Origin of the sequence: Paracoccus aerodenitrificans, from assembly GCF_027913215.1 — a bacterium.
GTDB classification, from domain to species: Bacteria; Pseudomonadota; Alphaproteobacteria; order Rhodobacterales; family Rhodobacteraceae; genus Paracoccus; species Paracoccus aerodenitrificans.
This window is the reverse complement of the sequence record NZ_CP115784.1, coordinates 87,504-106,036: the sequence shown is the minus strand read 5'-3', so window position 1 is coordinate 106,036 and position 18,533 is coordinate 87,504. Positions and strand designations below refer to the sequence as shown.

The window sequence follows — 18,533 nt, the reverse complement described above, 5'->3', positions numbered from 1 at the left end:
AAATCTCTAACTCAGGATGCGGACGAGGAATAACGAGATTCCGGGGATAAGGATCAGCAATCCGATACGGATGATATCGCTGATCAGGAAAGGCAGGACGCCGCGAAAGCTTTCGACCATCGGGACATCCTTGGCCATCCCGTTGATGACGAAAACATTCATCCCGACCGGAGGCGTAATCAGCCCGACCTCGACGACCACAACGGCAAGGATGCCGAACCAGATCAGCGTATCCTCGCGGCCCATGCCGAAATCCAGCCCCGCGATGATCGGATAGAAGATCGGAACGGTCAGCAGCAGCATGGACATGGAATCCATGACGCAGCCCATCAGCAGATACAGGAACAGGATCGCCAGCAGCACCAGCATCGGAGAAAGACCGCTATCGACAATGGCCTGCGCCGCCAGCATCGGGGTCTGCGTGGCTGACAGGAAGGCGTTGAACATCTCGGCCCCCAGCATGATCAGGAAGATCATCGCACTGGTCCGCGCGGTGCCCTGAAGACAGGCGACAAGCCCGTTCCACCGCAGCCCGCCATGCAGCACCGCCAGAACGAATGTGCCGAAAGCACCGATTGCGGCGGCCTCGGTCGGGGTGAACCAGCCGCGATACATGCCGACGATGACCAGAAGGAAGATCAGCGCGATGGACCATGTCTCACGGATCGCTGTCAGCTTCTCGGCGCGGGTGGCTTTTTCCGCCGCCGGACCCGCCTCGGGATGGCGGCGCACGAACCACGCAATCGCCAGCATATAGCCAAGCGCCGCGATAATACCGGGGATCATCGCCGCAACGAACATCTTGGCGATGCTCTGTTCGGTCATCAGCGCATAGAGCACCAGAATGACCGATGGCGGGATCAGAATGCCCAGAGTTCCCCCCGCCGCAACCGAACCCGTCGAGAGCGCACCGGAATAGCCATAGCGCCGCATCTCGGGCAGTGCCACCTGCCCCATCGTGGCAGCCGTCGCCAGAGACGATCCGCAGATCGCCCCGAACGCCGCGCTGCCGCCAATCGTCGCCATTGCCAGACCGCCCCGGCGCTGCCCCAGAAAGGCGGCGGCGGCACGGTACAGCGCCCGGCTCATCCCGGCATGGGTAGCGAACTCGCCCATCAGCACGAAAAGCGGAATGACCGAAAGGGAATAGGTCGAGAACTGGTAATAAGTATTGGTCTTCAGATAGGCCAGCAGAGGCACCGTGCCGTTGACCAGCCAGTATCCGGTGATCCCGGTCGCCAGCATCGCGACGGCAATCGGCACCCTGACCGCCATCAGCGCCAGAAGCGCCGCGAATCCCGCCAGTCCGGCTGCTATTCCGGTCATTGCCGCGCTCCTTTCAGATGGCCCATCATGGTGAAGAAGGTGGTCACGATCAGCAAAGCGAATGCCGGCAGCATCACCGCCGCGCTTGGCCAGATCGGGATACCCAGCACCATCGACTGCTCTCCATAGCCGCGGAACTCACTTACACCGAACCACATCCGCCATAACAGCAGCGCACCGATCAGCAGATAGATCAGATCTCCGAAGGCTTCGAGCATGTGATTCACGCGCGGCCCGGCTTTCATGGTGAAGAAATCCACCAGAACATTCCCGCCCGTCGCCTGACACCACGGCAGGAAACAGGCAATCACCACGGCCGAGGCCATCTCGACTATTTCGTAATCTCCGGGAATGGGGGCGCCGAAGACGCCGCGCCGCGTCACGCTGGCAACGGTCATCAGCATGACCGCCATCAGCACCAACCCGCCAAATGTGGCGACCCAACGGCATATGGTCAAAAGCCATCCCGGCAGTTCAACGTCCTGAGCATGTTCGCTCAACTGTTCGGCCTCGGCCATTGATGCCCCCCTTTCCCGAGCTTGCCGCGTTTACTGCGCTGCGGCTGGCGTATCGGAGCCGGTGCCTTCAGCCTCGTTCGCGGCTGCCAGCATGCCGCGGGCATCGTCCAGCATCGCCTGCCCGTCATGGCCCGCATCGTTCATCGACTGAACCCAGGCGTCGATAACCGGCTGCGAGGCCTCGTACCACGGACCGAGCTCGGCTTCCGGAATGACGGTGATCGAAGCGCCGCTATCGACATATTTCTGCCGCTCGGCCTGTTCGGCATTATCGAAGGCCTCACCCGCAAGCGCGGCCAGCGCAGCGCCGGAGTTATCGTCGATGACCTTTTTCAGATCACCCGGCAGGCCTTCATATTTCGCCTTGTTCATCACCAGAGCCATGACCGAATTCGCGATGCCGCCATTCTCGACACCCAGCTCGGTATGGCCTTCGGTCACATCCTCGATACGCAGCGAGCCGACAACCTCCCACGGGATAACGGCACCGTCGATCACCCCGGTCGTCAGCGACTGAGCCACTTCCGGCACCGGCATACCGACCGCCGTCGCACCAAGCGCATTCAGCCCGTCGGTCATCGCGCGGGACGGAGCGCGGATCTTCAGACCGCTGAGATCCTCCAGCGAGCCGACCTGCGTATCGGCCATGTGGAACTTATAGGCAGATGGTGCATGGATCAGCAGCGGATGGACTTCGCCCAGTTCCTCGCCCAGATATTTCGCCTGAAATTCCTGCAGCGCATTGGTCGTCGCAACCGCTGTCGAGGACATGAAGGGCAGTTCGAACACTTCGGCAATCGGGAAGCGGCCCGGCGTATATCCCAGCAGGGTCCAGGAAATATCCACAATCCCGTCACGCGCCTGATCGAAAAGCTGAGGCGGCTTGCCGCCAAGCTGCATCGACGGATAAAGCTGCACATCGATCCGCCCGCCCGAGGCTTCCTCGACCATCTTCTCCCACGGAGCCAATACGTCGGCATGCATCGGCGCATCGGCCGACAGGAAGTGATGGACCCTCAGCGTGACCTCTTGCGAAAAGGCCGGTGCGGCCAGTGTTGCAAGGGCGGTTGCCGTCAGAAATACGCGTTTCATTTTACCTCTCCCGTTTATTGTCAAATTGCATTGCTATGCTTGCAGCATCACCCAGATTATTCTCAGGTGCCAGAATTCCGGCCCAGTCCCTGCCGGGCACAAGACCGGATAACGCATCTGCCAGCGTCATCGTCTGATCGGATTGCATCGCCGTCAACGCCTTGCCGACGATTTTCAGCGCCTCGGGCCGGGGCATATCCTGTGTCAGCAGAAATCCGGCGGCCTCGGCCATCATCATTCCCCGATCCGCCGCGAATGCCTCGGCGATCCGGTCCGGCTGCGCCCGCAGCGAAGCCGCCAGATCCCGCGCAATCCGCAGACTGGCCCCGGCGCGTTCCAGCATGGCGGGAAGCAGCGACCACTCGATACCAAGCGCAGTACCGTCGCGCTCATTCGCATGGATCAGCGCCTGATGCAGACTGCCAAGATCACCAGCATTCAGCCGCGCCAGAGTCACCAGCGTTTCAGCGGCGACCGGGTTGGATTTCTGCGGCATGGTCGAGGAACCGCCTCCGGTCCCTGCCGAGACCTGCCCAAGCTCGGATTGCGACATCAGGACCAGATCGGCCCCCATCTTGCCAAGAGATCCGGTCAGCAGGGACAGCCAGCCGCCAAGTTCGGCAATCATATCGCGCGTGCTGTGCCAGGGAATCTCCGGTGCGCCCAGTTCCAGCTCAGCCGCCATCGCGCGGCGCAGATCCGAGGCTTTCGGGTCAAGCGCGGCAGAGGTCCCCACCGCACCGTAAAGCGAGACATTCAGCAGGCGCGGCAGCATCTCCTCAAGACGTTCCGTCTGACGACACAGCGGCGCATACCAGGTGGCGATCCGTGCCCCCAGAGTTGTCGGCGCGGCAACCTGAAACCGTGTATGGGCAGGGATCGGCTGATCTGCATATTCCGCCGCTTTCCCGGCCAGAACACCCGACAGGGCCGACAGCCGCTCACGCAGCACCGGCATCACCCCGGCAAGCTGGATCATCAGCCCGGTATCGACGATATCCTGCGAGGTCGCGCCGAAATGCACCCATGCGGCATGATCGCCCGCCGCCTCTTTCAACGCCTTGATAACCGGCTGCGCAGAGATCCCCGCACCCGCCACACCAGCAGCGATAACGGCGATATCCGGTTTCAACGCCTCGGCGGCAGCGGCAATAGCCGTGGCGGCGGCCTCGGAGATGATGCCGAGCCGCGCCTGAGATTGTGCCAGCACCGCCTCGGCATGAAGCATCGCGGCGATGCTGGCGGTGTCCCCCATCATCTCCGCGATTTCCCTATCGCCAAGCAGATCGGCGTAGAGACGCATCAGGCCGCCCGCAGGCCCAGCAATTCCCGCGCCTGAGCATAGTTTGCCACCGGGCGTTCGTATTTCTCGCACAGCTCAACCGCCCGCTTCACCAGAGCGGCATTCGACGGTGCCAGCGTGTCGCGGTCGATGCGGACATTATCCTCAAGCCCGGTCCGTGCATGACCGCCCGAGGAAATCGCCCACTCGTTCAGCACGATCTGGTTCGGCCCGATCCCGGCGGCGCACCACGGCGCATCTTCGCCGAACAGGCGCTGTACCGTCCTGATATAATAATCGAACACGTCGCGATCGACCGGCATGGCGTTCTTCACGCCCATGACGAACTGCACATAGGGCGTGCCCTTGAGCCGCCCGTCATCGGCCATCTTCTTCGCCTGATGAATATGCGACAGATCGAAAGCCTCGATTTCCGGCTTCACATCGTATTTCAGCATCTCGGCTGCCAGCCAGTCCACAAGATCCGGCGGGTTCTCATAGACGCGCGTCGGAAAATTATTCGACCCGACCGACAGAGAGGCCATGTCGGGCGCAAGGGGCAGCATGCCGCCCCTCGCATTCCCTGCACCGGACCGTCCACCCGTCGAAAGCTGCACGATCATGCCGGGGCAGTGCTTTTCCAGCCCCTCTTTCAGCGCGGCGAAGCGCTCGGGATCGCTGGTCGGTTTGCCCTCATCGTCGCGCACATGGCAATGCGCGATGGTGGCGCCGGCCTCGAAGGCTTCCTGGGTGGATTCGATCTGCTCGGCCACGGTGATCGGCACCGCCGGGTTGTTTTCCTTGGTGGGAAGCGACCCGGTAATGGCCACGCAGATAATGCAGGGTTTGTTCTCAGACATCAAAAAAGACCGTCTCATTGTCGCCTTGCAGGCGGATTTCGAAGCGATAGACCGGCACACCGTCGCGCTCTCCGTCGCGTTTGGCAAGCAGGGTCGCGCGGCGATTTTCCCATTCGATCAGGTTCAGCACCGGATCGGCGGCATTCGCCTCTGCCTCATCCTCGAAATACATGCGCGTATTGAGGCCGATATTGATGCCCCGCGCAACGATCCAGAGATTGATATGCGGTGCCATCGGCTCATGGCTGTCCATGCGGCCCTGCCAGTCGGGATCGCTGTCGCTGACACGCTGCGACACGCCCGACCCCAGCTTGACACGCGGCTTCACCTTGCCCGGCTTCACCGTGTCGAAACCCCATTCGCCGGTCTCGAAATCGGTGATGACACGGCCCCAGCCGCGAAAACCGTCCTCGACCTCGCCGCCGCCTTCCGGATGGGCGTAAACCCCTTCCGAGTTGGCCTGCCAGGCTTCCAGCAGCACATCCTTCACCGGGCTGCCCATGCCGTCGATGACCACGCCTTCGACTCGGATCTTCTGACCCTTCGCATTCGGCCCGGCAATATCCCAGCCAAGTTCCTGCCGGTAGATATCGAAACCCGCAGCCCCCGGCGCAAGGCCGATATGGACATATGGACCAGCCGTCTGAGAGGCAGATTCCTTCAGGTAATCAAGCTTCTGTGGCATCTCAATTGCCCTCCAGCCGGTTTTCGAACAGCGTCGAGCGGCGTCCGCGCAGAACGATGTCGAATTTATAGGCGATGCTGTCCAGCGGCACCGTCGCATTCAGATCCAGCTTCGCGATCAGTTGCTCGATCGCATCGGGGTCCGGGATCGTGTGCACGATCGGACAATGCGGGATCAGCGGATCGCCCTCGAAATAAAGCTGGGTGATCAGACGCTGGCTGAAGCTGGACCCGAAAACAGACACATGGATATGCGCCGGACGCCAGTTATTCACCCAGTTGCGCCACGGATAGGCTCCGGGCTTGATCGTGCGGAAGAAGTAATACCCGTTCTCATCCGTCAGGGTCCGTCCGCAGCCCCCGAAATTCGGGTCGAGCGAGCCAAGATAGGTATCCTTCTTGTGCCGGTAACGACCACTGGCATTGGCCTGCCAGATTTCGACCAGCGTATTCGGCACGGGCCGGGCGTTTTCGTCCAGCACCCGGCCATGAACGATGATCCGCTCTCCGACCGGGTCGCCATCCTTGGCATAGTTCTTGATCAGGTCGTTATCGATCGGGTCGATATCGTTATGCCCGAATGTCGGGCCGGTGATTTCGGATACAGATTGCTGCAACGAAATCATGCTGTAGCGCGGAGAACGTGCCACGGATGTCTTGTAGTCAGGCGTCAGTGCCGGCGGCTGCCGGGTTCTGTCGCGCTGATAATATTCGGCAGGCTTCATTGGCTTCCCTCCATCTCGGCGTAGGTCTGCTTTGCCAGTTTCAGTGCATGGTTCGCGCGGGGGACCCCTGCATAGATCGCGACGTGCTGAAACGCTTCCAGCACGTCGCGCTTCGTAGCGCCGGTGCGAGCCGTGGCACGGATATGCATGGGAATTTCTTCGAAATTGCCGGTGGCGGCCAGAAGCGCAAGGGTCAGCATGGACCTTTCGCGCCGACTGATGCCGTCCGAGGCCCAGACATTGCCCCAGGCACCTTCGGTAATCAGTTCCTGAAACGGCAGGTCGAACTCGGTCTTCGCGGCCTCGGCGCGGTCGACATGGGCATCGCCCAGAACCTCGCGGCGGACCTGCATTCCGTTATCATAGCGATCAGACATGGCCGACTTCCTTAAGAAAGCCGTTCAGAATATCCGCATAGCGCGAGGCGGCCTCGACACAGGGCAGATGGCCTGCGCCGTCAATTTCCGCATAGGCAGCACCGGGCATCAGATCGCCGGTCGCCTTCACCAGTTCGGGCGGGGTAGAGCCGTCAAGGCTGCCCGCGATCATCTGGACAGGCAGGTCCAGCCCCTCGACATCGCGGCGCAGATCGGCGGCGGCGATGGCCTGACAACAGGCGATATAGCCCTGCATCGGCTGCCGCTCCAGCATGCGCTGCCAGACGGCAAGCTCCGGCGTGGCCCTGAAATCCGGCGAGAACCAGCGTTCCATCGTCGGCGCGGCAATGACCTCCAGCCCGCCTTCCCGGATCGCGGCGACGCGGTCGTTCCACATCTTGTCAGTGCCGATCTTCGCGGCGCTGTTGGAAATGACCAGAGCCTTCAGCAGATCCGGCCTCCGCAGCGCCAGCCCCTGCCCGATCAGCCCGCCAATGGACAGGCCGACAAAGACCACATCTTTCAGCCCAAGCCCGTCGATCAGCCCGGCCGCGTCATCGGCAAGCTGTTCGATACTGTATGGCCCCTGCGTTTCCTCGCTCAGCCCGTGGCCGCGCTTGTCATAGCGGACCAGCCGCAAGCCTTCCGGCAGATGCGGCAAAAGCGCATCCCACAGTCGCAGATCGGTGCCGAGAGAATTCGAGAACACCACAGCCTTGCCGTTTTCCGGCCCGTGATCGGCATAGTGAATCCCGATCCCATTCGCGTCGATAATCTGCATCAGTATGGCAACCCTACATAATTTTCGGCAAAGGCGCGTTGCTGCGCCGTGTTGTCCCGCAGGAAGGAGATATCCGCCGCCTGCATCTTCAGATCGAACGGGCTCATATCAGGATAGCGGTGCAGAAGCCCGCTGAACCACCAGCTGAAACGCTCTGCCTTCCAGATCCGCAGCAGGGCCTTTTCGGAATAACTGTCGATGCCCTGACTGTCCTTGTCCTGATAATACTGCACCAGCCCGTTATAAAGATAATGCACATCGCTTGCCGCCGTGTTCAGCCCCTTGGCCCCGGTCGGCGGCACGATATGGGCCGCATCGCCGCACAGGAACAAGCGGCCCCACCGCATCGGTTCGGTCACGAAGCTGCGCAGCGGCGCGATGGATTTCTCGATGCTCGGCCCGGTGACCAGCTTGTCGGCGATCTCCTCGGGGATGCGGTGCTTCAGCTCATCCCAGAAGGCCTTATCCGTCCAGTCCTCGACATGATCCGACAAGGCGCACTGGATATAATAGCGCGACAGATTCTCATTCCGCATCGAACACAGCGCGAAACCGCGTTCCGAGTTGGCATAGATCAGCTCATCATGAACCGGCGGCGTCTCGGACAGGATTCCCAGCCAGCCGAACGGATAGGTCTTTTCGTATTCGCGCCGCACCTCCAGAGGAATGGTCTGGCGGCTGACCCCGTGGAACCCGTCGCAACCGGCAACGAAATCGCAGTCAATGCGCTTTTCCTGCCCGTGCTGCTCAAAGGTGACATAGGGCTTGTCTGAATCGGCATCGTGGATGACGACATGATCGGCCTCGAATTCGGTCTGCGCCCCGGCAGCCTCACGCGCATCATAGAGATCGCGCGTCACCTCGGTCTGACCATAGACGATCACCGGAGTTCCGGTCAGTTCCTTGAAATCGACGTGGAACATCTCGCCGCCAAAGGCGATTTCGGTTCCGTCATGGATGAAACCTTCCTTGTGAAGCCTGTCCGCGACCCCCGCTTCTTCCATCAGCCTGACCAGTCCGGTTTCCAGCACCCCGGCGCGGATCCGGCCCAGAACGTATTCGCGGGTCTTCCGTTCCAGAATGACGGCGTCAATGCCCTGCTTGTGCAAAAGCTGACCCAGCAGAAGGCCCGACGGGCCACCACCAATGATGACGACTTGTGTACGCATGACATCTCCTCCTGCGCACAGAAAATCATATGGAAATCGATAAGAAAAATGACATTATGCGCAAATTAGTTACCAATTTTGGCAAGTAAATGGACCGCAGAATCAAGCTCCGCCATATCGAGGCCTTTGTCGAAATCAGCCGCCAGCAAAGCCTCAAACGCGCAGCAGAGAAGCTGAACCTGACCCAGCCCGCCATCTCACGGACGCTGGCAGAGCTTGAGGGGATCATCGGCACCCGCCTGCTGAAGCGTGGGCGTGGCGGGGTCGAACTGACGGCGCAAGGCGATATCCTGTTCGACTTCGCGCAGGCGGGTCTCGGCTCACTGGAACGCGGTCTGGACAGCGCCGCGCAAGAGCTTCGGCAATCCGTGCCGAGGCTGCGGATCGGGGCGCTGCCCTCGGTGGCGGCAAGGCTGATGCCGCAAATGGTGAAAATTCTTGCCCAGACCGCGCCGGAGCTTCAGTTGACCATTGCGGACGGCTCGCATGAACATCTGACGGACAGGCTGCGTGCGGGCAGCGTCGATCTGGTTCTGGGCCGTCTGGGGACGCCCGAGACGATGCGCGGGCTCAGCTTCGCTCAGCTTTACATGGAAAGCGTGATTTTCGTCGTCCGGCCCGGGCATCCGATCCTGGACGATCCGCATCCTCATAGGCTGGTCGATGAGTTTACGGTGATCTTTCCGCCACCCTGGGCCGCGATCCGCCCATTTGTCGAACATATGCTGATCGCGCAAGGCGTTCCCATCCCCCTGCACCGGATCGAGACCGTGTCAGGCGCGTTCGGACGGGTTTACACCGCACAAAGCGACGCGGTCTGGATCATCTCGGCCGGTGTGGTCAGCAATGAAATCGCCGAGGGCCGTCTGGTCCGGCTGCCCTTCCCGACAATCGGCACAGAAGGCCCTGTCGGGCTGATGCGCCGCGCGAGCGACCGGGAGACGCATGAGATGCGCCTCTTCGCCCGCGCGGCTGAGGCCGCCGTGAATGAGCTTGCCCTCGGCTGATCCGAACGCTCAGGCCGATGCGGCATTCCATTGCGGCGACACGGCCCCCTCCAGCCCGGTCGAGCCGTAAAGCCAGCCGACCGCCTCGAACCAGTCTTCAGCCGATTTCGACCGCATGACCGCATTGCGCAACTCGGCATGAGCACCGGCGGGATGATAGACATGCTGCCCGATCTCTCGCGACTGCAACTGAACCCGCGCAGTCCGCAACCGGCGCAGATCCTGATAGGCGGCAAGGGCGCGGTCCTGATCCTCATGCGTCTGCATCATCGCCGACAGAGCCACGGCGTCTTCCATCGCCATGCAGGCGCCCTGCGCGAAATACTGCATCATCGGATGGGCGGCGTCTCCCAGCAGAACCACACGCCCGTCGATCCAGTTCTGGATCGGATCGCGGTCGCATAAGACCCAGCGTTTCCAATCCTGCCCGCGCTCGATGATCTGCTGAGCGACCGGGGTCACATGTTCAAACCCCTTGCGGACCTCTTCATGATCGACCGACACTCCGGCCTCGGGCGACGGCGCGTCATTGTGATAGGTCACCACCAAATTGAACACTTTCCAGCCCTTCAGCGGGTAATGAACGATATGGCATTTCGGCCCGGCCCAAAGCGTCGCCGCATTCCAGCGGAGATCCTCGGGCATGTCCTCGGTCGGGATCACCGAACGATAGGTGGTATGGCCGGATACGCGCGGCGCACCGTCTCCGACAAGCTGCTTGCGGATATTCGACCACAGACCGTCCGCGCCGACCAGAAGCCGTCCCTGAACACGTTCACCCGATTTCAGAATGGCGGTCACGCTGCTGCCATCCTGTTCATAGCCGCTCACCTCGGACGAAGTGCGCAGGCTGACCAGAGGATGATCCTCACAGGCTTTCAGGAAAATGCCGTGCAGATCGCCGCGATGGATCACCGCATAGGGGTTTTTGAAACGCTCGCGAAACGCCTCATCCAATGGGATGCGGGTGATTTCCTCACCGCTCATCGCATCCATCAGGCGCATACTGTCCACATAAACGGCGATGGATCGCGCGGCCTCTCCGACGCCCAGATAATCGAAGGCATGGAAGGCATTCGGGCCAAGCTGGATACCTGCTCCGATCTCGCCAAGCCGAGACGCACGCTCCATTACGATGCTGGGGATATTTTTCTGGGCGAGGCCGATCGCGGTCGCAAGTCCGCCGATCCCCCCGCCTGCGATCAGGACGGGTTGGTTGATCATGGGGATTCTCCTCCGATATGTCGGGGCCAGGCGAACCGGCCCCTGTCTGTTGGTTAGAACGGTCTCACCGCCCAGGGGACGAAGATGACCAGCAGGATCACCGCGATGGCCGCGATGATGTAAGGCAGCACCAGCTTCGAAAGCCGGGTGATGGAAATCTCGCTCAGCGCCGCCGCGATATAGAGCCCGGTGCCTACAGGTGGGGTCAGCAGGCCCAGAACCAGCGTCATGGACATCATCACGCCGAACTGGATCGGGTCGATGCCGTAATCCGACATTGCGACCGGCAGCAGGATCGGGGTCAGGATGATCAGCGCGGCAATACCGTCGAGGAACATGCCCACCACCATCAGCGCCAGCATGATCAGCAGCATGAAGAGGGTCGGATCACTGGTCAGCGACACGATGAAGGCAGCCACGGCTTGCGGGATCTGGTTAAAGGTCAGCACCCAGCCGAACACCTTCGCCGCCATGATCAAGAACAGCACAATCGCCGAATTGGTGACGGTACGGTCGATGATCAGAGGCAGTTTCGACAACGAAAGCTCGCGGAACACCAGCCCGCCGAAAAGCAGCGCCACGACGATGGCGACCGCCGCGCTTTCGGTCGGGGTAAAGATCCCGAGGCTGATACCGCCGATAATGGTCAGCGGAATGACCATCGTCGCCAGCCCCGGCAAGGTTGCCTTCAGCAGCGAGGTTTGCGGCAACGGCGCACCGGCATGACCCTTCTGCCGGTGACGCCCGGCCTGCACCATTGCGATGATCAGGATCAGCGCGAACAGCACCACGCCTGGCACGATCCCGGCAATGAACATATCCGCAATCGAGACCTGCGCCAGAACGCCATAGATGATGAACACCATCGAGGGCGGAATAATCGGCCCAAGCAGACCGGCACTGGCGGTAATCGAGGCGGCATAGCCGCGATCATAGCCGTCTTTCTCCATCTCGGGCACGACGACGCGCGACATCACCGCCATCTGCGCCGTCGCCGATCCCATGATCGCCGCGAGCGCGAGGTTCGAGATGATATTCACCACCACCAGATTATGCGGCAGCGATTTCAGCCAGACCCGCGCGGCGATAATGATACGGCGGGTCAGCCCGCTTTCATTCATGATCTCGCCCAGAAGCACGAAAAGCGGAATGGCCAGTAGATCGAAGCTTTCGACCGAGCCGAACAGGATCTGCGGGACCGAGTTCAGGATCTGAAGATTGCCCGTCGCAAGGACGAATACGAATGTCGCCGCCAGCAGCACGAAGGCAATCGGCATCCCGGCAAGCATGAAGGCGAGGAAGGAAAACCCGGTCATAGCTTGGCCCCCTTATCGGCTGCGAGTTCCACCGGCTGCTGACCGCTTACCGCCTCGGCAAGATCGGCGAGAACATGGAGCAGCGACGTCGCCGAGAAGACCGGAACGATCATATAGAACGGCGCCTTGGCCCAACCTGTTGTGATGATCTGATCGAACGCGACCATAGGAGAACTGGCCCAGATCCAGGATTTCCACAAAAGCGTCGCCAGAATCGCGGCAACCACCGCCAGCACGACGATATCGACGATCCGTCTGAGCCCGACGGGCAGGCGCTCGGTCAGGAGGGTCACACCAATCTGCGCCCTGTCATGGATGGTGATCGAGGTCGCCACGAAGGCCAGCCACACCAGCAGGATCGCCGCCAGTTCCTCGGCATAGACAATCGGGCGCCCGACCAGATAGCGCATACCGACATTCGCGACGATCAGCGCGACGAAGCCCACCACGAGCAATCGGCTGGCCCAACGTTCAACGCGGGCCAGTCCATTGGAAAATGTGGAAAGCCAGTTCATTGGCCTTCGACTTCAGACAGGAAGGTCTGGATGATCGGGTCATTCGCGAAGCTGTCACGAACGGCCTGATTGGCCTCCTGGAACGCCTCGGCGCCGTTATCCAGCGTCACGATTTCCAGCTTGCCTTCCAGCGAGGCGAGATTCGACTTCTCGGCCTCGACCTGCTGCTGAGTCCCCCATGCAAGGGCTTCATTCGCAACCTCAAGATACGCCGCCCGATGCTCTTCCGACAGGGAATCCCAGGTGGTTTTGCTGACCACAAGCGCCGCGGGGAACGGCATATGGTTGGTGATCGTCAGACCTTCGGCAACCTCATCGAATTTCAGACCGACAAGCGCGTCGAGGTCGATGTCGATCCCGTCCAGAAGACCGCTTTGCAGGCCCTGATAGACCTCGGTCAGGTTGACCGGGGTCGGCACGGCACCGATCGCCTCCCACCATGTTTTCATCGCCGGGAACGGCACGATGCGGATTTTCTGCTGCGCCAGATCCTCGGGCGTGGTTGCGGCATCGCCCTTCATCAGGATGTGGCGCTGACCCGCGAATGTATATCCAAGGCCGACAAGATTGGCCTGCGCAAGCTGATCCAGCATCTGCTGTGCGCCTTCGGTGTCGGCAGCAGCAGCGGCAGCCTCGACATCGGCAAACAGATAGGGCGTGAACCAGCCCTGCATCGACGGCGCGCGCAAGCTGGTGATTGCTGCCGTCATTAGACCGCTATCCAGCAGGCCGCCGGACATTTGCTGGAACATTTCCTGCTCCAACCCAAGCTGGCCGCCGGGAAATACGGCAATGGTCAGCTCGCCATTCGTTGCCTCGGGCAGCTTCTCCGCCATGCGGTTGGCGACCTGAGTCCAGACATGGCTGGGCGGCGTGATCAGCCCCATGCGCAGCTCTCGGGCCTGCGCATCCTGCGCAAAACCAGTCGAGATCAGCGCGGTTACAGCCACAGATGCCGCAATTGCAGCACGGCGGGTGAATTTCGTTACGGACATGCGTTTCCTCCCTGTAGGTCGATACGTTCAGATTGCGTCCGGCTGTTTCGCCGGGTGAGCATTGGAAAATTCAGGCATCGCGTCGCATTCCGCGCGGATTTCGCGCAAACGCGGGAATGCGGCAGTCTCCAGACCGAAGCGGTCCGCCGAGAATAATTGCGGGATCAGGCAGATATCGGCCAGTCCGGGCGTATCTCCGAAGGTGAAGCCCCCACCATGTTTCTGCGCGGCAGCAATCGCCTCGCACGCGGCCAGACCGTCGCCGATCCATTTCCGGCACCATTCATCCGCGCCCGCCTGATCCTGCCCGTAATTTTCCTTGATATAGTTCAGGACGCGCAGATTTTGCAGCGGGTGAGTTTCGCAGGCGATGATCTGGGCGAATGCCCTGACATGCGCCCGCGCAGCCGGGTCCGACGGCAGAAGCGCCGGTGCGGGATGCGTTTCCTCAAGCCACTCGATAATCGCAAGGGACTGCGACAGCCTTGCATCGCCGGTATCCAGCACCGGAACGAGGCCCTGCGGATTCATCTCCAGAAAATCGGCCTTCCGATGATCCTTGTCACGCAGATTGACCGGCACGAATTCCGGCTGAATATTCTTCAGATTGAAGGCGATCCTGCATCTGTAGGCTGACGAGGACCGGAAATAGCCGAAAAACCGCATCACTCTGCCTCTCCGACGGTCAGTTCCACCGGGTCGAGACCGTCCACCGTGCCGACGATTCTGGCACCCGGCGTCACAGCGCCGACACCGGCAGGTGTCCCGGTATAAATCAGATCGCCCGGCTCAAGATGGTAGAATTTCGAGAGATCCGCCACCAGCTCGGCCACCGACCAAACAAGATCCGACAGTTCCGCATCCTGACGGGTCTCACCGTCCACGCTGAGCGTTATCTTCTGATCAGCAACCTCACCGAAATCGGCGGCGCGGGTGATCGCCGCGATCACGGAACTGCCTTCGACATCCTTGCCCAGATCCCACGGGCGTTGCTTGGCACGTGCGGCCAGTTGCAGATCGCGGCGGGTCATGTCCAGACCGGCAGCATAGCCATAGACCACGTCCAGAGCCTGCTCTTTGGAAATGCGGAAAGCCGGCTTCCCGATGGCAACGACGAACTCCATCTCATAGTGGAAATTCTCGGTTCCCGGCGGATAGGGATAGCTTTGCCCGCTCGGCAGGATCGTCAGGGCGGATTTGGTGAAGTAGAACGGCGCTTCGCGATCAACCTCGACACCCATCTCGGCGGCGTGATCGGCATAATTCCGGCCCACGCAGAAGACGCGGCGGACGGGCAGCTCGGCCGTTGCACCCTTTACCGGGACAGTCGGCCATTCAGGGGCGGGAAACAATGTATCGGTCATGTTCAGTTCCTTTGTTTTCTTGGCCGCATCAGTCGCGGATATAGGTCGCGACGCCGTCAGTGCCGATGTCGAAGGTCATAAGATCCTCGCCAACCACAAGGGGGCCGCCATAAGTCTCGCGTGTCTGTTCGACGATTTCCGGCAGGGTCAGTTCGGGGTTATTCGCGTCAGAGAGCATGACAAGATGCGTGTATGCCGCCAGTTTCGGTTGCGCCGCAGCAAAGATTTCACCGGCCTGCTGCGGAGTCGTATGATGCGCGATCACGCGCTTCGCATGGTCTTCCTGAAGCAGCTCGGGCTGCGCCGTGCCAAGTTCGTGTATCAGCAGATCCGCGCCCTGCCCGCGTTCCGCAATGCGTTCGTCATAGGTGGTATCGCCGGAGATCACGACCTTGCGGCCATCATATTCCGCCACAATACCGTAATTCGGAGTGATATTTTCCCCGTGATTGGTAGCGAACATGGTGACCTTCAACCCGCCTTCATTGAACACCACGCCGTCTTCGGTGATCTCGGTCGTTTCGATTTCCACACCTTCCGGAGGATTGCCTTCATCGACAAGGCGGATCTGGATATCGCCATCATAGGCATTCTGCAGCCCATCGGTCAGCGCCGCAGTGCCCACCGGCCCGATAACCCGCATCGGAGCATCCCGGCCACCGAAGGGACGCGCGATCCAGCCGGTCAGCCACAGATCGGCAAGACCCGATGTATGGTCCGAATGGAAATGCGTGATGACCGTCGCATCGATGCTGCCGATCGGGATCTTCGCCTGCCACAGCCTGACCGGCGCATTGCGTCCGGCGTCGATCAGCACACGGCTTTCGCCGCCTTCGATCAGGATCGACGGGCCAGAGCGATCCGGCCGGGGTGCCGGGCTGGCAGTTCCCAGAAGCGTTACCATAAAATCCCCTGCATGGGCTGGCATGGCGGCGGTCAGCATCGCTCCTGTCATGATGGCGGCAAGTCTGCGTGTCATTCAAATTCCTCCCATTTGGTTAAGATCAATGTGGTTCTCCGGCAATCCGGTCCCTGAGGATGGCGGGCACATCGCGAAGCCTGCCGCCCGCCCCCAGATCCATCGCATCCTGCCAGATACGCTGCGCACGCAGATCCGCTGTCTCACGGGCCGGGACGCTGCCGTTCGACAGGGTCACCGGCAGATCCCAGTCTTCATCCGTCAGGTCTCTCCAGACCACGTTGAGATGGATATCCGCATGGGATGCCAGATGACGCAAAGCCCGGGATGGCAGTGTCTCCGCAAGGTTAACGGCAGCCTCGCTGGTATCGGCGCGGTCGCCTTGTTGCCCGGTTGCATCCTCAAGCGCCTGTGCAATTTCCCGCGCCTGAAGCGCATTCGCGGCGATAATCCGGCGGCGTGTCCAGCCGGGCCGGGCAGAGCCCTGCCACAGCGCTGCCTCGTCAAGCTGATTGACCAGCCGCGCCATATAGGCGACGCCGCGCCGGGCAATATGCAAAGCTTCCGCCGGCGCAGCATCAGAGTCATACCGTGCGCCCGCACCTTGCTGCGCACGAAGATCCGCGCGGGCCCGGTCGAGATCGCTCATTCACCACCCTCGATCATCGAGCGCCCGAAATGCAGCCGCTCCATGATCGGCGCATCCGAGAAGCGGAACAGATCGAATTGCGTTTCGGCCTGAAGGGACCATGCAACCCATGAGGGGATCACGAAGATATCGCCCTTCTCAAGTGTCCTGGTCTCACCGTTCATCACAACGGCACCGCTGCCTTCGAAGACCTGGAACACGGTCGATCCGACCTCACGCCGGGTCTGTGTCTCGGTCCCCTCGCGCAGCCGGTGGAACTCGGCGCGGATGGTCGGCATCACATCGCCACCAGTGGTCGGGTTCACATATCTGACGGCAGCATGTCCCTGTGCATAGGTCGCCGGATGGCCTTCATCCTCCAGCAGCAATTGCTGGGTCAGGGCAGCATCGGTGAACTCCCACCGATAGGCGCCGATCGGGCTGGCGGTGGTATTTTCAAGCTGCGACAGGGGGCGCAATCCGGGGTGACACCACAGACGCTCACCACGCGAGAAGCGGGGCGTTGCGTAATCGGTGACACGATCCGCGCCGAATTCAAAGAAACCGACATCGTTCTGGAAGCTGAAGGGAATATCCAGCCCGTCAATCCACGCCATCGGGTGATCGGTATCGTTGTGATGGCCGTGGAAGCACCAGCCAGGCGTCAGCAGGAAATCACCGCGGCTCATTCGCACGGGATCGCCGTTAACCACGGTCCAGACCCCTTCGCCTTCCACCACAAAGCGGAACGCATTCTGTGAATGCCGATGCTCCGGCGCGGTTTCACGTGGGCCGAGATACTGGATAGCGCACCAGAGCGTCGGCGAGATATAGGCCTCACCGCCCAGTCCGGGATTGGCAAGACCAATCGCGCGCCGCTCTCCACCCCTGCCGACGGGAACGAGATCGCCGGATTCCTTGGCCAGAGGATAAAGCTCCGACCATTTCCAGACATGCGCGACAGCTTTGGGGCGCGGATGCACCGGCATCAGATCGCCGATCTGCGTCCAGAGCGGATTAAGGTGATTATCCTTGAACCCCTGATAAAGCCGCCGCAGTTCGGGCGTGTCTTCAGGTTGCATCGCATTGTCCATGATCAGCGTCCTCCCTCACGAATCGCCATATTGATATGTATACTAATGAAACGTATACTTATCAATAAATTTCTTGTCATCGCCCGAAGAGGGAACAATTTTACAGCATGGACACACTTGGCAATCTTCCCGGACATATGATCCGCCGACTTCACCAGCTGGCCGTCAGCGCCTTCGCAACCGAAACCAGGGAAGCCGGTTTCGAGTTGACGCCGGTTCAATACGGCTCGCTGCTGACGCTGGCGCAGCGGGAAGGGATCGATCAGGCAACGCTGGCCGGACTTGTCGCCTATGATCGCGTCACAATTGGCGGTGTGGTCAGCCGCCTGGAAAGCCGGGGCTACCTGACTCGCGAGGTCCGTGAAGAGGACCGCCGCGCACGCCTGCTGCGCCTGACCGAGCGCGGCGAATCTGTGGTCCAGACAATCAAGCCAGCCGTACGCGCCGCGCAGGCACGAATACTCGCCCCGCTGGAACCTGAGGAGCAGGAAGAGTTCATGCGCCTGCTGAAGAAGGTGACCGCCGGGCTTGAAGGTCGGGACACCGAAGAGATGGAAGGTGATGTTTTGAACAAGGTCGGGTGAACGGCTTCACCTGCCTGTTTTCTTGTACAGCATCGGACATCAGACATGTTCTTCTGCCTCAGAAACCTACTTG

21 protein-coding genes are annotated in these 18,533 nt (G+C 61.0%); 2 read left to right on the top strand and 19 right to left on the bottom strand.

Annotation, left to right across the window (positions count from 1 at the left end):
• Positions 1–6: 6 nt before the first annotated feature.
• From PAE61_RS01745 to pobA, 10 genes are read right to left on the bottom strand one after another with little or no spacing between them, the layout of a single operon-like run.
• Positions 7–1,326, bottom strand: a complete 1,320-nt coding sequence (locus PAE61_RS01745) for a TRAP transporter large permease (RefSeq protein WP_271113724.1) — start codon at positions 1,324–1,326, stop codon at positions 7–9.
• Positions 1,323–1,844: a TRAP transporter small permease gene (locus PAE61_RS01740; protein ID WP_271113723.1), complete on the bottom strand. Its 522-nt coding sequence runs from the start codon at positions 1,842–1,844 to the stop codon at positions 1,323–1,325. Before PAE61_RS01740 ends, PAE61_RS01745 begins: the two co-directional genes overlap by 4 nt.
• A gap of 30 nt (positions 1,845–1,874) precedes the next feature.
• Positions 1,875–2,936: a TRAP transporter substrate-binding protein gene (locus PAE61_RS01735; RefSeq protein WP_271113722.1), complete on the bottom strand. Its 1,062-nt coding sequence runs from the start codon at positions 2,934–2,936 to the stop codon at positions 1,875–1,877.
• A 1-nt stretch (position 2,937) separates the two neighbouring features.
• On the bottom strand, positions 2,938–4,239 hold the full coding sequence (locus tag PAE61_RS01730) for a lyase family protein (protein WP_271113721.1): 1,302 nt from the start codon (positions 4,237–4,239) through the stop codon (positions 2,938–2,940).
• Entirely contained in the window at positions 4,239–5,078 is an 840-nt protein-coding gene (locus tag PAE61_RS01725; RefSeq protein ID WP_271113720.1) for a 3-oxoadipate:acetyl-CoA acetyltransferase, read from the bottom strand. The genes PAE61_RS01730 and PAE61_RS01725 overlap by 1 nt, the downstream gene beginning before the upstream one ends.
• A complete protein-coding gene (locus PAE61_RS01720; RefSeq protein ID WP_271113719.1) occupies positions 5,071–5,763 on the bottom strand; it encodes a protocatechuate 3,4-dioxygenase subunit alpha in 693 nt (230 codons plus the stop codon). The genes PAE61_RS01725 and PAE61_RS01720 overlap by 8 nt, the downstream gene beginning before the upstream one ends.
• Before the next feature lies 1 nt (position 5,764).
• Positions 5,765–6,487, bottom strand: a complete 723-nt coding sequence (gene pcaH / locus PAE61_RS01715; RefSeq protein WP_271113718.1) for a protocatechuate 3,4-dioxygenase subunit beta — start codon at positions 6,485–6,487, stop codon at positions 5,765–5,767.
• On the bottom strand, positions 6,484–6,864 hold the full coding sequence (gene pcaC / locus PAE61_RS01710) for a 4-carboxymuconolactone decarboxylase (protein WP_271113717.1): 381 nt from the start codon (positions 6,862–6,864) through the stop codon (positions 6,484–6,486). The genes pcaH and pcaC overlap by 4 nt, the downstream gene beginning before the upstream one ends.
• Positions 6,857–7,645, bottom strand: a complete 789-nt coding sequence (pcaD, locus tag PAE61_RS01705; RefSeq protein ID WP_271113716.1) for a 3-oxoadipate enol-lactonase — start codon at positions 7,643–7,645, stop codon at positions 6,857–6,859. Before pcaD ends, pcaC begins: the two co-directional genes overlap by 8 nt.
• Positions 7,645–8,814, bottom strand: a complete 1,170-nt coding sequence (gene pobA, locus PAE61_RS01700; protein WP_271113715.1) for a 4-hydroxybenzoate 3-monooxygenase — start codon at positions 8,812–8,814, stop codon at positions 7,645–7,647. The genes pcaD and pobA overlap by 1 nt, the downstream gene beginning before the upstream one ends.
• Positions 8,815–8,903: 89 nt before the next feature.
• On the opposite strand from pobA, the gene pcaQ reads away from it, so the two are divergent.
• A complete protein-coding gene (pcaQ, locus tag PAE61_RS01695) occupies positions 8,904–9,821 on the top strand; it encodes a pca operon transcription factor PcaQ (protein WP_271113714.1) in 918 nt (305 codons plus the stop codon).
• A gap of 9 nt (positions 9,822–9,830) precedes the next feature.
• Here the strand turns inward: pcaQ and PAE61_RS01690 are convergent, their stop codons facing one another.
• From PAE61_RS01690 to PAE61_RS01650, 9 genes are read right to left on the bottom strand one after another with little or no spacing between them, the layout of a single operon-like run.
• Entirely contained in the window at positions 9,831–11,045 is a 1,215-nt protein-coding gene (locus tag PAE61_RS01690; protein ID WP_271113713.1) for a 3-hydroxybenzoate 6-monooxygenase, read from the bottom strand.
• Positions 11,046–11,098: 53 nt separating this feature from the next.
• Positions 11,099–12,361: a TRAP transporter large permease gene (locus PAE61_RS01685; protein WP_271113712.1), complete on the bottom strand. Its 1,263-nt coding sequence runs from the start codon at positions 12,359–12,361 to the stop codon at positions 11,099–11,101.
• Positions 12,358–12,876 carry a TRAP transporter small permease gene (locus tag PAE61_RS01680; protein WP_271113711.1) on the bottom strand — a complete coding sequence of 173 codons (519 nt, stop codon included), beginning with the start codon at positions 12,874–12,876 and terminating at the stop codon, positions 12,358–12,360. Before PAE61_RS01680 ends, PAE61_RS01685 begins: the two co-directional genes overlap by 4 nt.
• A complete protein-coding gene (locus PAE61_RS01675) occupies positions 12,873–13,871 on the bottom strand; it encodes a TRAP transporter substrate-binding protein (RefSeq protein WP_271113710.1) in 999 nt (332 codons plus the stop codon). Before PAE61_RS01675 ends, PAE61_RS01680 begins: the two co-directional genes overlap by 4 nt.
• Positions 13,872–13,898: 27 nt before the next feature.
• On the bottom strand, positions 13,899–14,537 hold the full coding sequence (maiA, locus tag PAE61_RS01670) for a maleylacetoacetate isomerase (protein ID WP_271115068.1): 639 nt from the start codon (positions 14,535–14,537) through the stop codon (positions 13,899–13,901).
• On the bottom strand, positions 14,537–15,235 hold the full coding sequence (locus PAE61_RS01665) for a fumarylacetoacetate hydrolase family protein (protein WP_271113709.1): 699 nt from the start codon (positions 15,233–15,235) through the stop codon (positions 14,537–14,539). Before PAE61_RS01665 ends, maiA begins: the two co-directional genes overlap by 1 nt.
• A gap of 28 nt (positions 15,236–15,263) precedes the next feature.
• The gene (locus PAE61_RS01660; RefSeq protein ID WP_271113708.1) at positions 15,264–16,214 is read right to left on the bottom strand and encodes an MBL fold metallo-hydrolase; all 951 of its coding nucleotides are present in this window, start codon (positions 16,212–16,214) and stop codon (positions 15,264–15,266) included.
• Between the two features lie 25 nt (positions 16,215–16,239).
• Positions 16,240–16,803 (bottom strand): maleylpyruvate isomerase N-terminal domain-containing protein, encoded by a 564-nt coding sequence (locus PAE61_RS01655; RefSeq protein WP_271113707.1) that lies wholly within the window; start codon positions 16,801–16,803, stop codon positions 16,240–16,242.
• Entirely contained in the window at positions 16,800–17,876 is a 1,077-nt protein-coding gene (locus PAE61_RS01650) for a cupin domain-containing protein (protein WP_271113706.1), read from the bottom strand. The genes PAE61_RS01655 and PAE61_RS01650 overlap by 4 nt, the downstream gene beginning before the upstream one ends.
• A 107-nt stretch (positions 17,877–17,983) precedes the next feature.
• Here PAE61_RS01650 and PAE61_RS01645 point away from each other — a divergent pair, with 107 nt between their 5' ends.
• Positions 17,984–18,460, top strand: a complete 477-nt coding sequence (locus PAE61_RS01645) for a MarR family winged helix-turn-helix transcriptional regulator (RefSeq protein WP_271113705.1) — start codon at positions 17,984–17,986, stop codon at positions 18,458–18,460.
• Positions 18,461–18,533 lie beyond the last annotated feature (73 nt).

What these genes read in the sequence shown, in the direction of transcription:
- PAE61_RS01745 (WP_271113724.1), bottom strand. Translation starts at nt 1,326, where the DNA reads ATGACCGGAATAGCAGCCGGACTGGCGGGATTCGCGGCGCTTCTGGCG.
- PAE61_RS01740 (WP_271113723.1), bottom strand. Translation starts at nt 1,844, where the DNA reads ATGGCCGAGGCCGAACAGTTGAGCGAACATGCTCAGGACGTTGAACTG.
- PAE61_RS01735 (WP_271113722.1), bottom strand. Translation starts at nt 2,936, where the DNA reads ATGAAACGCGTATTTCTGACGGCAACCGCCCTTGCAACACTGGCCGCA.
- PAE61_RS01730 (WP_271113721.1), bottom strand. Translation starts at nt 4,239, where the DNA reads ATGCGTCTCTACGCCGATCTGCTTGGCGATAGGGAAATCGCGGAGATG.
- PAE61_RS01725 (WP_271113720.1), bottom strand. Translation starts at nt 5,078, where the DNA reads ATGTCTGAGAACAAACCCTGCATTATCTGCGTGGCCATTACCGGGTCG.
- PAE61_RS01720 (WP_271113719.1), bottom strand. Translation starts at nt 5,763, where the DNA reads ATGCCACAGAAGCTTGATTACCTGAAGGAATCTGCCTCTCAGACGGCT.
- pcaH (WP_271113718.1), bottom strand. Translation starts at nt 6,487, where the DNA reads ATGAAGCCTGCCGAATATTATCAGCGCGACAGAACCCGGCAGCCGCCG.
- pcaC (WP_271113717.1), bottom strand. Translation starts at nt 6,864, where the DNA reads ATGTCTGATCGCTATGATAACGGAATGCAGGTCCGCCGCGAGGTTCTG.
- pcaD (WP_271113716.1), bottom strand. Translation starts at nt 7,645, where the DNA reads ATGCAGATTATCGACGCGAATGGGATCGGGATTCACTATGCCGATCAC.
- pobA (WP_271113715.1), bottom strand. Translation starts at nt 8,814, where the DNA reads ATGCGTACACAAGTCGTCATCATTGGTGGTGGCCCGTCGGGCCTTCTG.
- pcaQ (WP_271113714.1), top strand. Translation starts at nt 8,904, where the DNA reads ATGGACCGCAGAATCAAGCTCCGCCATATCGAGGCCTTTGTCGAAATC.
- PAE61_RS01690 (WP_271113713.1), bottom strand. Translation starts at nt 11,045, where the DNA reads ATGATCAACCAACCCGTCCTGATCGCAGGCGGGGGGATCGGCGGACTT.
- PAE61_RS01685 (WP_271113712.1), bottom strand. Translation starts at nt 12,361, where the DNA reads ATGACCGGGTTTTCCTTCCTCGCCTTCATGCTTGCCGGGATGCCGATT.
- PAE61_RS01680 (WP_271113711.1), bottom strand. Translation starts at nt 12,876, where the DNA reads ATGAACTGGCTTTCCACATTTTCCAATGGACTGGCCCGCGTTGAACGT.
- PAE61_RS01675 (WP_271113710.1), bottom strand. Translation starts at nt 13,871, where the DNA reads ATGTCCGTAACGAAATTCACCCGCCGTGCTGCAATTGCGGCATCTGTG.
- maiA (WP_271115068.1), bottom strand. Translation starts at nt 14,537, where the DNA reads ATGCGGTTTTTCGGCTATTTCCGGTCCTCGTCAGCCTACAGATGCAGG.
- PAE61_RS01665 (WP_271113709.1), bottom strand. Translation starts at nt 15,235, where the DNA reads ATGACCGATACATTGTTTCCCGCCCCTGAATGGCCGACTGTCCCGGTA.
- PAE61_RS01660 (WP_271113708.1), bottom strand. Translation starts at nt 16,214, where the DNA reads ATGACACGCAGACTTGCCGCCATCATGACAGGAGCGATGCTGACCGCC.
- PAE61_RS01655 (WP_271113707.1), bottom strand. Translation starts at nt 16,803, where the DNA reads ATGAGCGATCTCGACCGGGCCCGCGCGGATCTTCGTGCGCAGCAAGGT.
- PAE61_RS01650 (WP_271113706.1), bottom strand. Translation starts at nt 17,876, where the DNA reads ATGGACAATGCGATGCAACCTGAAGACACGCCCGAACTGCGGCGGCTT.
- PAE61_RS01645 (WP_271113705.1), top strand. Translation starts at nt 17,984, where the DNA reads ATGGACACACTTGGCAATCTTCCCGGACATATGATCCGCCGACTTCAC.